Annotated in this window: 6 protein-coding genes; all 6 read right to left on the reverse strand. The window is 73.1% G+C overall.

Annotated features, from left to right (window positions below; genetic code table 11):
• Positions 1-27: 27 nt before the first annotated feature.
• The 6 genes from EDF34_RS06395 to EDF34_RS06420 all read right to left on the reverse strand — a co-directional run bounded on the left by EDF34_RS06395 (position 28) and on the right by EDF34_RS06420 (position 15,762).
• Entirely contained in the window at positions 28-4,158 is a 4,131-nt protein-coding gene (locus tag EDF34_RS06395; protein WP_123370411.1) for a family 43 glycosylhydrolase, read from the reverse strand.
• Positions 4,159-4,241: 83 nt separating this feature from the next.
• The gene (locus EDF34_RS06400) at positions 4,242-10,427 is read right to left on the reverse strand and encodes an Ig-like domain-containing protein (protein WP_123370412.1); all 6,186 of its coding nucleotides are present in this window, start codon (positions 10,425-10,427) and stop codon (positions 4,242-4,244) included.
• Positions 10,428-10,644: 217 nt separating this feature from the next.
• Positions 10,645-11,628 (reverse strand): LacI family DNA-binding transcriptional regulator, encoded by a 984-nt coding sequence (locus tag EDF34_RS06405; protein ID WP_123370413.1) that lies wholly within the window; start codon positions 11,626-11,628, stop codon positions 10,645-10,647.
• 32 nt (positions 11,629-11,660) lie between these two features.
• Entirely contained in the window at positions 11,661-12,497 is an 837-nt protein-coding gene (gene proC / locus EDF34_RS06410) for a pyrroline-5-carboxylate reductase (protein WP_123370414.1), read from the reverse strand.
• Positions 12,498-12,605: 108 nt separating this feature from the next.
• Positions 12,606-14,810 (reverse strand): HlyD family efflux transporter periplasmic adaptor subunit, encoded by a 2,205-nt coding sequence (locus tag EDF34_RS06415; RefSeq protein ID WP_123370415.1) that lies wholly within the window; start codon positions 14,808-14,810, stop codon positions 12,606-12,608.
• Complete coding sequence (locus tag EDF34_RS06420; protein ID WP_123370416.1) at positions 14,803-15,762, reverse strand: DUF5666 domain-containing protein; 960 nt, start codon at positions 15,760-15,762, stop codon at positions 14,803-14,805. The genes EDF34_RS06415 and EDF34_RS06420 overlap by 8 nt, the downstream gene beginning before the upstream one ends.
• Positions 15,763-15,779 lie beyond the last annotated feature (17 nt).

Below are 15,779 nucleotides of genomic sequence, written 5' to 3' on the forward strand. Positions count from 1 at the left end.
CCGCGGCCCTCGTTCAGCGCTCGGGCGTCAGCGCTTGACCGTCACGCTGGAGGACGTGACCACCTTCGTCGTGTAGCCCGAGCGCTTGCCCGTCACCGTGACGGTGACCTTCTTGCCCTTGTCCGCGGCGCGGACCTTGTAGGACGTGCCCGTCGCACCCGGGACGGCCTTCCCGCCGACCGACCAGCGGACCTGGACCGTCGTCGGGGTCGGCGACCACGACCCGACCTTGACCTTGAGGGTCTTGCCGGCCTTCGCCGTCCCGCTGATCACCGGCTTGGGGGCCACGAACGACCCCGCGGCGACCTTGGCGGACCGCGCCGACGACACCCACGCCGTCGTGACGTACCCCGTGGCCGACGCGCGTGCCTGGGCCTGCACGCGCTTGCCGACGTCGGCGGCACGGACCGTGAACGACGTGGCCGTCGCTCCCGCGACGACCTTCCCGTCCACGAGCCAGCGGTAGGCGAGCTTGGCACCCGACGGCCACCCCGTGGCCGACGCCGTCAGCTTCGCGCCGACCTTCGCCGTCCCCGCGAGACCGACCTTGCCGACGGCCAGCGCACCGGGTCCCACCGGTCCGACGGCGGCCGACCCGACCGAGGCGCCGACGAGACCGTCGCCGAAGCCGGACACGCGGACGGTGATCGCCGCGCCGAGGTGGGCGGCGGTCAGCTTCAGCGTGCGGCCGGTGGCACCGGCGATCGCGGCACCGTCGGCGGACCACTGGTAGGCGATCCGCGTCTCGGCGGGCGTCCACCCGGCGGCCGTGGCGGTCAGCACGCTGCCGACCTTCGCGGCTCCCGTGACCGTCACGGTCCCCGGCACGACGAGCCCGGGGGCCGGCGTGCAGTCGGGCACCGGGAACGCGAACGCGTAGGTGACCGCACGGCTCGCACCGTCGAAGGTGTACCCGGCCTCGGGCCGCGCGACGACGGAGACCGTCGCGCCCGCGTCGACCGCCACGGAGCCCGTGACGACCTCGCCGTCGACCGTGTAGCGCACGCCGGTGACCGCCGGGACGGTCAGTCCGCCGTCGACGACCTCCCCGGCGACGCACGACGCGGGCGTCGCGACCGGCGCCACGGGGGCGACGACGACGTCCTCGACGGGGCAGTCGGGGGCGACGAACGTGTGCGACCACGTGCTCGTCGCGCCGTCCTCGAGGGAGTACCCGTCGGCCGCCTCGGCGGTCAGCGTCACCTGCGCGTCAGGGGCGACCTCGACGGTCCCCGTGACGACCTCACCGTCGAGCCGGTAGACGACGCCCTCGACCTCGGGCACCGTGATCGACGCCTGCTCGGGCGAGCCGGCGGTGCAGACCGTCGCGTCGGTGAACGTCGGCGCGAGCGGCACGACTCCCCCGACCACCGGGTCGGCCGCGACGACCTGCAGCTCGCGGATGCCGATCGAGCCACCGGCCTCGGCCTGCCCCCACGACTGGGCGAGGACGCGCAGCGCACGGGTGGTGACCGGCGCGAAGTGCACCGGGACGTAGGCGTTGCGGGTCCGGGCGTAGGTGCTGCCCTCGTCGAGCGTGACCTCGCGCCACGTGGTGCCGTCGGCGTCGAGGTACTGCACCACCCAGCTGGCGGGGGCGATGAGGCCCGCGTTCGCCGAGTCGTCGGAGTCCTGGTCCCACCAGACCCCGACCGTGTCGGCCGTGACGTCGAACGCCCAGGTCAGGCGGGCCCACTGCTCGCCCACCTGCGGCCAGGTCCCCCAGCCGGCGCCGATCGCGCCCGCGTCGGTGCCGAGCACGGCACCCGTGCCGTCGTTGATCCCCTTGGCGGGTGCCCAGCCGGACGCGAAGGACGTCGTCGGCGTGGCGTACGGCGCGAGGTTGCCGGTGAGTGCGGCACCCGAGCCGAGCGGGATCTGCACCGAGCCGGTCGTCGCGTTGCCTGCGACGTCCAGCACCCGGTAGACGAACAGGTGCGGCAGGGCGTCGGGCGCGGGGACGGCCGTGCCCGCCGCGACCGTCGTCCAGGTCGGGTCGCTGTCGAACCGGTACTGGATCGAACCGACACCCGAGAGCGCGTCCGACGCGGTGACGGCGACGGAGCGCGCCTCCGCGTCGAGCTGCGCCTGCGCGGTCGGGGCGACCTTGTCGATCTTGACCGTGCGGGTGACGTCCGCGGAGGTGTTGCCCGCCGCGTCCTGCGCCTTGCCGCGCAGGGTCGTCGACCCCGAGGCCGAGACCGTGACGTCCTTGAAGCGGACGTCGGGCGTCGCCACCCAGGCGGCATCCCCGACCTGGGTCGAGATCGTGGTGCGGTAGTCGACCGCGTCGTCGGCGGCCACGCGGGCCACCACGTTGGTGGAGTACCAGCCGTCGCCGCCCTGCGTGCCGGAGAGCGCGATCGAGACCGCGGGGGCCGCGGTGTCGGCCGGCGGGGTGGTCGTCGCGTCGTCGTCGACCGTGACGGTCGCGGTGACGTAGCCCGACGAGTAGCCGAGCGCCCGGCCCTCCACCTCGAACGTGCCCTCGTCCGCGTACGACGAGGCGGCGACGGGACGCCACGTGACGGGCGCCCACAGGGACTGGCCGTCGACGGTGACGCGGACGGCCTGCGGCAGCGCCGGGGCGACACCGGGCTTCGTGGCGACCGCGACGGGCGCGTAGCTCGTCGGGACGACGCCGTAGACCTCCCACTCGGAGACCGAGACGGAGTGGTAGTACGCGCCCTCGGCCCGGCCCGTGAACGTGGCCCGCAGCGCGGTCGTGGTGACCGGCGTGAAGGTCACGGTGTTCCACGCGTTGACCGAGGTCGGGTACGTCGCGCCCTGCACGGGCTGCCAGTCGCCGGCCGCGTCGAGGTACTCGAGCTTCCACGAGGCGGGCGGGCGGATCCAGTTGCCGTCCTGGTGGAACTGGATGCCGACCGAGCCGGTCCGCACCGGCGCGTCCCACTGGTAGGAGACCCAGTCGGACTCGATCGTGCTCGTCGTGCCGTGGTAGTTGCCCCACTGGTCCGGCGGCAGGAGCGCGGTGGTCGCGCGGCCGTCGTTGAGGGCACCGAGGCGCATGGGCGGCTGCTCGGTGAAGGAGGCCGCCGGCGTCGCCTCACGGGCCACGTTCGTGGTCAGCCAGAAGCGCGGGTCGTCGGCGCGGGTGGGCGTGACCGGCAGGATCGTGTCGCCGTCCCAGCTCACCTCGTCGATCGCGACCGAGCGGCGGAAGTGGCCACCGTTCACAGCGTCCTTGGTGTGGTACGTGATGTACCACTGGCCCTCGTGCTCGAGCATCGAGGGGTGCACGGTCGTCGCCGACGTGCCGCCCAGGATGATGCCCTTGTAGGTCCAGGGGCCGGTCGGGCTGGTCGCCGTCGCGTACCCGATGCACGCCTGGTAGTTCGACGGGGTGCACGCGCTCCCGCCCTGCTTCCAGTCGTAGAGCATGTAGTAGGTGCTGTTCCGCTTGAACACCCACGGCGCCTCGTAGAAGCCCGTCAGGCCGCTCAGGGTCGTGATCGAGCCGGTCGTGGCCGTGAGCGAGGGCGCGAGGCTGATCACGCGCGCGACGCTCCACGAGCCCCAGTACAGGTAGCCCTTGCCGTCGCTGTCGACGAAGACGTGCGGGTCGATGACCTCCTGGCCGTTCGCGCTCGTGCCGAACACGTCGGTCCAGGTGAGCAGCGGCTTGCCGATCGCGTCCGTCCACGGACCCACCGGGCTGTCGGAGACCGCCACGCCGACGGCCATGGCGTTGGGCACCGTCGTGTCGTCGGACTGCACCGGCACGTACCAGTAGAACTTGCCGTCCGGGCCCTCGACCGTCTGGCCGGCGTAGGCGTTGTCGCCGGTCGCCCAGGAGAAGACCTCGTCGGGGTCGAGCGCGTCCTTGTGCAGCGTCCAGTCGCCGCTCGCGACGTCGTCGGTCGAGAAGATGCCGTAGTCGTGCATCTCGAAGCCGGCCTGCTGCGGCGCCGCCTCGTCGTGCCCGGCGTAGATGTAGAGCGTGCCGTCGCTGGCCGCCAGGGGCGCCGCGTCGGCCGAGTAGTAGGAGCCGTCGCCCAGGATCGGGTTGCCGTCGGAGTGGAACGTCACGTCGGTCGGGGCCGCCACCGCCGGGAGGGCGGTGAGCAGCGAGGCCACCAGGGTCGCGCCGAGCGCCGAGGCGAGGAGCCCGGCCCGGCGGTTGTGCGTGCGGGTCATACGAGGAACCACCTTGTTCGTCGATGAGGGGATGCGGGTCGCCGGGCCCGCCGGCACGTGCGGCGGACGGGCCCGGCTGCTGGTCAGCGCTTGACGGTCACGGCCTTCGAGGTGACGGCCTTCGTGACGTAGCCGGCGCGCTTGCCGGTCACGGTGACGGTGATCTTCTTGCCCTTGTCGGCCGCGCGGACCTTGTAGCTCGTCCCCGTGACGCCCTTGACGACCTTCCCGCCGACGGACCAGCGGACCTGGACCGTCGTCGGGGTCGGCGACCAGGACCCGACCTTCACCTTGAGGGTCTTGCCGGCCTTCGCCGTCCCGCTGATCACGGGCTTGGGGGCGACGAACGCCCCGGCGACGACCTTCGCGGACCGCGCCGACGACACCCACGCCGTGGTCGCGTACCCGGCGGCCGCGCCGCGGACCTGCGCCTGCACCCGGTGCCCCGCGTCGGCGCCGCGGACCGTGAACGAGGCACCCGTGGCACCGGCCACGACCTTCCCGTCGACGAGCCAGCGGTAGGAGAGCCGAACCCCCGTGGGCCAGCCCGACGTGGTGATCGCGAGCTTCTTGCCCACCTTGGCCGTGCCCGAGAGCCCGACCTTGCCGGTCTTCAGCGTGCCGAGCGCGACCCGAGCGGTCCCCGCGGAGACCTTCGAGGCAGCCACGAGGTTGTCCCCGAAGCCGGTCACCCGGACGGTGACGACCTTGCCGGCGTCACCGGCCCGCGGCGTCCACGTCGCGCCGTCGGCTCCCGAGACGATCGAGCCGCCGACGAACCACTGGTAGGCGTAGGCGATGCCGCTGGGACCCCAGCCGGAGACCGTGGCCCGCAGCGGGCTGGCGACCTTCGCGGTCCCGGTGATCGCGACCGTGCCGGCCACGACCTTCTCCTGCACGGGCGGGAGGGTGACCGCCTGCACGTGCAGCGTCGCCTCGTGCACCTCGTCGCCGGCCGTGAGCCGCACCGTGTACTCGCCGGTGGCGAGCTTCGTGGGCAGCGCGGCCGTCAGGAGCATGCCGGCACCGTCCTCGTCGGTGCGCAGCGTCCCCAGGGCGGCGTCGCCCGGGCTCAGCGTCACGACGTAGTCGGTCTCGGGCGTGGCCCCGGAGAGCGTGACCGGGAAGCCGTTGCCGGCGAGCACGGCGCCGGTGGGCACCGTGACGACCGCCTGGGCGGCGGGCACGTCCTGGACCTGCCACTCGACGATGCCGACGTACGCGGACGTGGGCTTGGTGAGCGTCGCCCGCAGCGCGGTCGTCGTCACCGGGTCGTGCGTGACCACGTCGTACTCGCCGACCGTCGTGCTGAACCCGCTCGGGTTCGGGACCGGGGTCCACGTGGTGCCGTCGGCCTCGAGGTACTCGAGCGTCCAGTCGGTCGGGACCAGCACGCCGCCCCCGTCGTCGAGGAAGAGCAGCCGGCTCGTGTCGGTCGTGACCGGCTCGGGCCAGGTGAGCTGTGCCCACTGGGTCGCTCCCGCCAGGCCCCACGTGCCCCAGGCGGTGGCCTGGTTCGTCACGGGGAAGGCGTCGGCGCCGTCGTTGATGCCCGCCGGGCGATTCCACGTGGTGGTGGCCGACGCGGTCGCCGTCGCGTTGGGCGCGATGTTGACCGACTGTCCCGGCTCGGGAGCCGGCACCGCGAGGTGGCCGACCGCCGAGACGTTGCCGGCGACGTCGGTGGCCCGGTAGGACACGTCCGCCGCACCGACGACCGTCGCCGCCGACCCGTAGGTCTGCCAGGCGCCGTCACCGACCTTGTACTGGATCGAGTCCAGGCCCGAGCCGCCCTCGACGGCCGCGACCGTGAGCCGGCGGGTCGCCGGGTCGAAGGACGCGGTGACCGTCGGTGCGACGGTGTCGATGGCGATCACGAGCGAGCGGACGGTCGAGACGAGGCCGTCGTCGTCCGTGGCCCGGGCGCGGACGGTGCTGCTGCCCTCGGCCGAGACCGTGACGGGCCCGGTGTAGGGCGCCCACGTGCCGCCGACCTCGATCTCGATCGCCGGGTCGGCGTCCTCGGAGTCGGTCGCGGTGACCGCCACCTGGACGGGTCCGGCGAACCACTCCGAGTCCGGCAGCGCCGGAGTCGTCGTGAGCGTGACCTCCGGCGCGGACGCCGACGAGGCGACCACGGTCACCGTGACGACCGGCCGCTTGTCCGTGCCGGCAACGGTGCCCTCGACCTCGAACGTGCCGGTCGTGGCGTACGACGTCGGGTCGACGTCGTCCCAGGTCACCGGGAGCGACGCCTCACCGCCGTCGTTGTAGGTCGCGACCACCCGGGCGGGCAGCTGCGGGGCGGTGCCCTTGACCGTGGTCGCCGTGGCGGCCACGAACGTGTTGACCTGGACCGCGCTCACGTCGCGGACCCAGACCGTGGCACGGGTCAGCTCGGTGGAGCCGCCGACGAAGCCGAGGACGGTGAACCGTCCCTCTGCCGCATACTGGGCCGGGTCGACGTCCTGCCAGTCGACCGCCGCCTGGGCACGGGAGCCGTCCGCGTAGACGACCTCCACCTGCTCGGGCAGCACCGGCGCGGTGCCGGTCGCCGTGCGCACCGACGGCTGCTCGACCGACGCGGGCGCCTCGGCGAGGGCCTGCCACTCGATGATGCCGGGGTAGGACACCCCGTTGCGGACCAGCGTCGCGCGCAGGGCCTTGGTGGTCACCGAGCCGTGCGTGACCGAGTTGAAGACCCCCGGCACCGTCGGGTACGTGCTCGGGTTCGGCACCTCGGACCACGTGGTGCCGTCGGCGTGCAGGTACTCGAGCTTCCACGACGAGGGCGGCAGGATGCCGTCCGGTGCGCCGTTGCTGTGGAACAGGATCTTCGACTCGTCGACGCGCTGCGGCTGCGCCCAGGTGAGCGTCGCCGTGTAGGCGTTGTTGGCGGCCGGGCGGCCCCACGTGGCCCATGCGTCGGTCTCCGCCGACACGGGGTACGGCGCGTTGCCGTCGTTGATCGCCGAGACGCGGTTCCAGCTGGTGACCTGCGACGCGGTCGCGGTGGCGTCGGGCGCCACGTTGACCTTGTCGGCGGCACCGACCACGGCGTCGACCGTGACGTCGCGCGTCGAGCTGAGCTCGCCGTCGTCGGCCGTCAGCCGCAGCACGTACCGGCCGGCGGCGGTGAACTGGACCACCGTGGTGGCCGCGTTCGGGCTGGCGAAGATCGCCTCGCCGTCCTCGGGGGCCGAGACGACGGACCACGCCGAGCTCAACGAGAGCGCGGGCTGGCCGTCGTCGGAGACCGAGCCGATGATGCGGACCTGCGAGGGCTGAGAGAACGTCGCGTCGAGCGCGGCGCGCACCTTCGGCGCCGCGTTCGTGGCGGCCGGCGCGTCGGCCCCGGTGCGGAAGACCTGGATCTCCTTGACGCCGGTCCGCATGCCGGCGGCGTGCTTGACCGTCAGGCGCACCTTGCTCGTCGTGACCTCGCCGAATCGGACGTGGTTGGCGTTGGCCGAGGAGTAGACCGGCGCCCGGGACTGGTCCGTGATGGGCTTCCACGTCCCGCCGTCGTCGTACTCGAGGCCGTAGTTCTCCGGTGCCGCGTAGCCGGCGACCGTGGCGGTCGTGGACGAGCGGTAGAAGAAGAGCCGGATGTCGTCGATCGCCTGCTGCGCGCCGAGGTCCACGACGAGCGTGTCGGTCGCGTTCGGCGAGCCGGCCGTGCCCCAGAAGGGCTCGTTCGCGGTCGAGCCGTCGACCGCACCGGCCGCGGCGCGGCCCGTCGTCGTGAAGCTGGCCGTGACCGGCTTGCCCTGCGCGAGGTCGGTCGAGCCGGTCGTCGCCGTCTCGATGTCCGTGCCCGCCTTGGCGAACAGGTCCACGACGCGCGAGTCGTCGGCGAAGCGGACGTCGGACGCGGCCTCGAGGTCCGAGGCGACGTTCTCGACGACCGTCGCGCCGCCGTCGGGCAGCGTGACCTCGCCCGTGGCGGGGTCGTAGACGACGTGCGCGAGGTCGCTCACCGTGAAGGCCCGCTCACCGTCGACGTACACGGAGTAGCCGGCGGGGACGTCGGCGCCGTAGTGCGTGCCGTCCTCGTCCCACACGACCGTGACGTCCTTGTCGTGGTACCGGATGTTGTCGGCGGTGAAGTACGGCCAGTCGATGTCGATCGGGTCGAGCTCGATCTTGTCGTCGTCGCGCGAGCGGAAGCCCATCGCGTCCTCGATGACCGTGAAGTTGGTCGCGCCGAGGATGGTGTGGTGGATCCAGGAGCGGTAGCCGATGGAGCCGCCGTCCGCGGCCGAGCCGTTGGACCAGAACTCGTTCTGGTTCGGCAGCCGGTTGTCACCGTTGTTCTGGTACTGCGACCAGGCGTTCCAGTACAGGAGCTGCTTGTACATGTCCTTCGTGACGTACTCCGACGGGTAGTCGCGCAGCACGCTGGCCAGCATCCGGAAGGAGACGGTCGAGTTGATGACCGAGAAGTTGTTCGACCCCTGCTCGGGCGACGCCGCCTTGTCGACCTGGTTGGCCGTGTAGAACGGGAAGACCGGGTACTGGTCCGCGTCCGCGAACAGCCGCAGCGCCTCGACGTACTTGGGGTCGTAGTCCGCGTCGCCCACCTTCGGCATCAGGCCGACCGTGAACGGGTAGTAGTTGTTGATCTCCTTGTACGGGTTCAGGGTCCCGTCGCTGGTCATGCGGTGCTTGAGCAGGTTGCCCTTGAGGCCGACCGCGTCGGTCGTGGTCTTCGCGTCCTCCCAGAGCAGGTCGATGACCGCCGTGCGGACGTCGTCGGCGAACGCGTCCATGCGCTCGGCACCCGCGGTGTCGCCGGCGGTGCGGTAGAAGTCCGCGGCCGCCTTGGCGTTCGAGTACAGGTACGCGCTCTCGGTGCGGTCCATGTTGGTGCCGTGACCGGTCCAGTGGAACGAGACGGCGTCGGCGTCGTTGCCGGTCATCGCGCCCCAGCTGTACTCGAGCAGGTTGTTCTTGTTGGAGTCGTACGCCTTGAGCAGGCCCTCGACGTCCTCCTCGCCGTGCTTGGCGAGCAGCGAGCCGATCGCGGCCGGCCCGCCGTGCAGCTGGTAGGCCCGCCAGGCGGCCTCGGTGATGTACTCCGTGTAGCTGTTGTTCCAGTTGGCCGGGTCGCCCGGGTTGTCGGTGAACTTGTCGCTCTTGGACGTCTCGCCGACGGACACCGCGGGGCCGTAGGAGTAGGCCGGGTCGCGGAAGTACTTGAGGTCGTCGATGAACATCCCGACCGTGAGGACGATCGCGTTGTTGTACCCGAGCACGCCCTCCATGGACGTCGGGAACTGGTAGTCGTTGCCCGGGATGTCCGCGTCGAGGTAGTTGTAGCGCATCAGCCACCAGCGGTAGAAGAGCGTCTTGTCGATGTTGTCGTCCGGGGTGTCGAGGTAGACGAGGTTGTCGACCCACCACTGGTTGTAGGCCGTGACCTGCGTGGTGAACGCCTGCGCGGGCGTCAGCGCGCGGTAGTCCTCGTACTGCGTGGCGGACTCGGAGATCTCGTCGGTGATGAACCCGAGCTGCAGCTTGGTGGTCGCGGAGCCGCCGGCCGGGACGGCCAGCGTGCGCGTGAGCGACGTGCCCGACGCCGTGAAGCCGTCGCCCGACAGGCGCGGGTAGAGCGTGGTGATCTTGTTGAACGCGTCGAGCGTGCCGGTCAGCTCGTCACCGTCGGCCTGCGTGACGTGCGGGGAGGTGGCGGTGATCTTGACCGAGTGGGCGCCGGCGCCGCTCACCTCGATGTTCGCGACCATGACGTTGGCGTCGGTGATGAACTTGGTCTGCTTCAGCGTGATGCCGCCGCCGGTGAAGACGCTGGAGAAGTAGCTGGGCGTCTGGCGACGCTGGGCGGACTGCTCGGTCATCGTCACGTTCGCGCCGTCGACCTGCACGGTGTACGCGAACGCGTCGCCCTTGCCGGTGGTCTCGCCGTACGCGGTGTCGCCGCGCCAGCCCAGGCCGGTGGGGGTGTGGGTCTTCATGAAGACCGCCCGGCCGCGCGTGAACGCGACGAGGTCCTCCGTCGCGTCGTACATCGGGCCGGTGCGCGCGAGCATCCGGTCGATCCAGAAGTCGTTGCCCGGCGTGGTGCCGGCGCCTGCGGCGACGTCCTGGGCGAACACCTTGCTCAGGTAGCTCCCCGGGGCGTACGCGACGCCCGTCTCGGGCACGGGCGTGGCCGACCCCTTGAAGGCGGGGTAGCCGATGGTCGTCTGGGGAACCTCGTCGCCCGGCACCGCCGCCGCCCCCGGGGGGACCAGCGCTGCCAGGGCCAAGGCCGAAACCGTTGCCATTCCGATGAAAGCAGCTCGCGGCGGGAACGAGCGCGCGACTGGACGGCGATCCACGATGGACACCTCTCGACGGTGAGATTGGGCGTGATCCGCAGTGTTCCAGGCGTCGAGCAACTATGGCAATGGGTTTCGGTCTTTTCGGTGAAGACGAACCTTCGGGCATGACGAAGCCACGCGGGACCCGACCAGAGGTTTCGCGTCAGGCGCGCGTGGAGCTCGCGCGGACCACGAGCTCGGGCGGCAGCACGTGCCGCTCGCTCGGGCCGCCGTCGAGCGCGGCCTGCATGACCGAGGTGGCCAGCCGGCCGAGCTCGGCGAAGTCCTGGCGCACGGTGGTCAGCGGCGGGGCGTAGTGGGACGAGCCCGCCTCGTCGTCGAAGCCGACGAGCGCCACGTCCTGGCCGACCCGGACGCCGGCCTCCCAGAAGGCGTGCTCGAGGCCGAGCGCGAGCTGGTCGTTCGCGGCGAAGATCGCGCTGGGGAGGCCGTTCTCGACGAGCCGCCGGCCGATCGCGTAGCCGTCGTCGGCGCGCCAGCCGGTGACGACGGGAGCGAGGAGCTCGATGCCGGCGGTGACGCACTCCTCGCGCCAGCCGGCCAGGCGGTCCTGGGCGTCGAACCAGTCCTGCGGGCCGGCGACGTGCAGCACCGGTCCGCCCAGGTCGAGCAGGTGCCGGGTCGCGAGTCGCGCACCCTGGCGCTGGTCGACGCCGACCGCGTGCACGTGCCGGCCCGGCGGGACGTCCGGGGTCGAGGAGATCATCACGATCGGCACGGGCGAGTCGAGGCCCGCGACGGCCTGCGCGATCTCGTTGGTCGGGGCGATGACGACGATGCCGTCGACGCCCTGGTCGAGGAAGTGCTCGGCCGTCCTGCGCATCGACTCGGCGTCGACCTGCCGGACGGTGGCCACCGAGACGTACCAGCCGGCCACACGGGCGGCCTCCTCGAAGCCCACGAGCGTGCTCGTCGGGCCGTGCAGCGCGGTGGCCGGGGTGACGACACCCAGGGTGTCCGAGCGGCGTGTCACCAGCGCACGGGCCGCGCTGTTGCGGCGGTAGCCGAGGGCCGCGATGGACTCGAGCACGCGGTCGCGGGTCTCGGCGCGGACGCTGGGGTGACCGTTGAGCACGCGGGAGACGGTCTGGTGCGAGACGCCCGCGTGCAGCGCGACGTCGCTCATCGCCGGTGGGCGCGCGGGCATCTCCACGGCGATCAGCCGGCGTACTGCGAGCCGAGCTCGCGTGAGCGGTCCGCCGCGGCCTGGGCCGCGGCCACGATCCCGGCCCGCACGCCGTGCGCGTCGAGCTCGCGCACCGCCGCGACCGTGGTGCCCCCGGGCGAGGAGACACGCTCGCGCAGGACCACCGGGTGGTCGCCGCTCTGCGCGGCCAGGGCCGCCGAGCCCTCGACCGTCGCGACCGCGAGCTTCGTGGCCAGGTCCCGCGGGAGCCCGAGCAGCACGCCCGCCTCGGCCATCGCGTCGATCAGGTAGAACGCGTACGCGGGCCCGGAGCCCGAGATCGCGGTGACCGCGTCCAGGTCCTTCTCGGCGACGCGGACGACCAGGCCGGTGGTGGACAGGATCTTCTCGACGAGCACGAGGTGCCCCTCGCCCGCCGCGGCGCCCGGCGCGATCGCCGACGCTCCCTCGCCGACGACGGCCGGGGTGTTCGGCATGACGCGCACCACGGGGGTGCCGGTCGGCAGGCGCCGCTCGTAGAAGGACAGCGGCAGTCCCGCCGCGACGCTCACCACCAGGGTGCCGCCGCGCAGCACCGGCGCGATCTCGTCGAGGACCGAACCCACGACCTGCGGCTTGACCGCGACCAGCACGACGTCGGCGCGGGCCGCGGCGGTCGCGTTGCGCGCTCCGGTGCGGACCGCGTAGCGACCGGCCAGGTCGTCGGCGCGCGCGACCTGCTGCTCGGTCACCTCCACCTGCTGCGGCGACCACCCCGAGGCGAGCAGCGCCGCGAGCAGGGTCTCCCCCATGACGCCACCGCCGAGCACGGCGACCTGGGCGCCCGCCTGGTCCTGCTGCTCGCTCATCGTCGTGCGTCCTTCACGTCAGGGGTTCGACGCGCCGACACTGGCGCCGCCCGCGAGCCTACCGACGCGGGCGGCGCCATGAGCCCCGGCCTCGCCGGGATGGACAGATCAGCCGCGGTCGCCGCCGCGCTGGAAGCTGCCGCCGCCCTGGAAGCCACCGGGGAACCCGCCGCCTGGTGCCTCGGTCGTCGACCCGCCGAGGCCCGACAGCCCGCCGCTCGTGGAGTCGGCGCCCGAGTCCATCGACACCGTCAGGTCCGCGAGGACCACCTCGTCGCCGGCCTTCAGGCCCGAGGTGATCTCGGTGAGCTCGGCGCCCACGGCGCCGCGCTCGACGGTGACCGAGGAGGCCTTGCCGTCCTTCAGCACCTGGACCGTGGTCGCCGAGCCGTCGACGTGCACCGCGGAGGTCGGCACCGTGAGGACCTTCGCGCCGCCGGCGACCTCGATGAGGACCTGGGCCGACGAGCCGTCGTACAGCTGCACGTCCGTCGGGTCCAGCGCCAGGTCGACCGTGTACGCAGGCGTCGAGGACGTGGACACGTCCAGCACCCCGATGCTCGAGACCTTCGCGGTGAGCTTCTGGTCCGTGCTGCGCACCGTGACGTCCGCCGGCTGGCCGACCGCGACCACGTCGATGGAGCCGAGCGGCACCGACGTGGTGACCGTGTAGCCGTCGGACCCGAGGACCGTGATCACGGCCGTGGTCGACGAGGCCGAGACCGTGTCGCCCTTCGCGATCGAGACCGCCGCGACCGTCCCCGCGATGGGGCTGGTGAGGTCCACCAGGGCGAGCTTGCTCGTGGCGATGTCGAGGTCGGCCTGCGCGAGGTCGATCGCGGCGCGGTCGGCGACGACGTCCGCGGCCGTGGCCGCCTGCGTCGTCGCCTGACCGCCGCCGCCCTGGGTGCCGGTCCCACCGGTACCCGTCCCACCCGTGCCCGTGCCGCCCGTGGTGCCCGTGCCGGTGCGGCCGTCGGTCGGTGCCGCCGGTTGCGTCGCGTGGTCGCTCGGCGCGGTCGGCTGGCCGGAAGGCTGGCCCGACGGCTGGCCCGACGGCTGACCCGAGGGCTGGCTGGGCGTCGTGGGCGTCGTCGGGGTGGACGGCGTGCCCGAGCCGCCCGCCGCAGCGACCGCCTTCGCGTACGCGGTCACCGCCGCGTCCAGGTCCTTGGCCAGCGCCATGAGGCTGGTCTGGGAGTCGCCCACGGTCGTCGCGGCGTCGAGCGCGTCGCCGATCGCGGCCTGGCAGTCGGCCAGCGCGTCGGCGACGGACCCGTCGCCGGCGGCCGTCACGGTCAGCGCGGTCGACGAGATCGCCGTGCCGTCCCCGCTCGTGAGCTGCAGCGCGTCCTTGCCGGCGTTCGTGCCGGCCGGCAGCACGACGCCCACCGTGAACGCGCCGTCCTTCGGCGTGACCTCGGTGAGCACGGCGCCGCTCGACGCGAGCCGCACCTGCACCGGGTCGCTCCCGGCGCCCGCGCCGGTCACCTTGACCGCCGAGGCCGCCGCGGCGGTCCCCGGCGTGATGGTCAGGACGTCGCCGGTCGTCGCGGCGCCCGACGTCGTGGTGACGGCGAGGAACGCGGTGCAGGCCGCGGTCGACGCGTCGACCGCGTCGCCGCTCGCGGTGAGCTCCTTCGTCGTGGTGTCGTACTGCGCGAGCAGCGCGTCCTGCGCGTCGTGCACCGCGGCGAGGGCCTTGTCGAGGCCCGACGAGCCGGTGCTCGGGCTCGCCGAGGGCTGCGCCACCGGCTTCGTGGCGGCGGTCGTCACGCTCGTCGTCACGTACGCGGCGTTCGAGACGACAGCCGCGCTCGTCGACGCGGCGGGGGCCACGGCCGCTGCCCCGGACGAGACCGAGGCGCCGGTGGCCGTCGTCGTGCTCGTCGTGCTCGTCGACGTCTGCGAGTCGAGGTCGTCGGAGAGCTGCTGGTTGGCGTCCGCGAGGGCGGAGGTCGCGTCGTCGACGTCGCCCTGCAGGTCGCCGGCGTCCAGGGAGGCGAGCCCGTCGCCCGCCTCGACGGAGTCGCCGACCGCGACGTCGACCTTCGAGACCGTCCCGGCCACCGAGAACGCCGCGTCGCGGCGTTCGGCCGAGCTGACGGTGCCGACCGCGTCGACGCGCTGCGTGACAGAGCCGAGGGCGGCCGTGGCCGTGCGGTAGTGCTCGCCGTCCTCGCGGCCGGCCGCGAGCGCGACCCCGCCGCCGACGAGGGTCACCGCGACGACCGCCACGACGACGAGGACCGCGATGCGGCGACGCCGCTTGCGGCGACGCACGGCGGCGCTGGGCCGGGTGGGCTCAGGCATCGGCCGACCCCTGCGTGCTCGTGTCGTCCTGGCCGCCCTGCGCGGGTCCGCCCTGGCCACCGCGGCCGCCGAACCCGCCGCCGAATCCCGTGCTGCACGTGCCGTCGGTGGCCTGCGAGACGACGATCCGTGTCGCGGCGACCGCGCCCTTGTCGTCCGCCTTGCCCTGCACCGCGGCGCACGCGCCGACGACGAGCGCCTTGGCGCTGGCCTTCGCGGTGGCCGAGTACGTGGTCGACGAGTCGACGGTGACCGTCTTGCTCGTCGTGGTGCCGTCCTGGCCGGTGGCGTCGATCGTGAGGGTCGAGCCGTCGACCGCGGTCACCTTGCCGGTGGTGAACCCACCGAGGCCGCCGAACCCGCCGCGACCGCCTGCCGCGCCTGTCGGGGCGTCTCCGGGCTGTGCCGCACCCCCGGTCGGCATGTCGGTGGGGGCGCCCGAGGGTCGGTCGCCCGGCGTCCCGCCACCGCGGCCGCCGAAGCCGGTCGTGCACTCCCCGTCGGTCGCGGCCGTGATCGTCACCGTGGTCGCGGCGGCGTCGGCTGCCGTGCCCGCGCTGTCTGCGGTGCTCCCGTCCGTCGCCCCCGAGCCCCCGGGCGCGCCGCCGGTGATCGCGGTGACGCACGAGCCGACCGTGACGTCGGCCAGCGTGCCGGCCGTCGTCGCCGAGAACGTGGTGTCGTCGGTCCAGGTCACGGTCGTCTGACCATCGTCGTCGCGCACCTGGAGCGTCGCGTCGCCGACCTGGGCGATCTGGCCGCTCGTGCCGCCGCCAGCCCTCTGCCCGCCTCCCGGGGCGGTGCCGCCGTTGCCGTTCGCGGCTGCGGGGGCAGACGCGGACGCGGACGCGGCGGGCTCGGCGGCGTCGGACCCGCCGGAGCAGCCGGCGAGCACGAGCGCGGCCACCGCGAGGGGCGCGGCAAGCGTGAGGAGGGGACGGGTTCGAGACATGGTGGAGCTCCTGGGTG

The organism is Cellulomonas sp. PhB150 (assembly GCF_003755175.1).
In the GTDB taxonomy this organism is placed as follows: domain Bacteria; phylum Actinomycetota; class Actinomycetes; order Actinomycetales; family Cellulomonadaceae; genus Cellulomonas.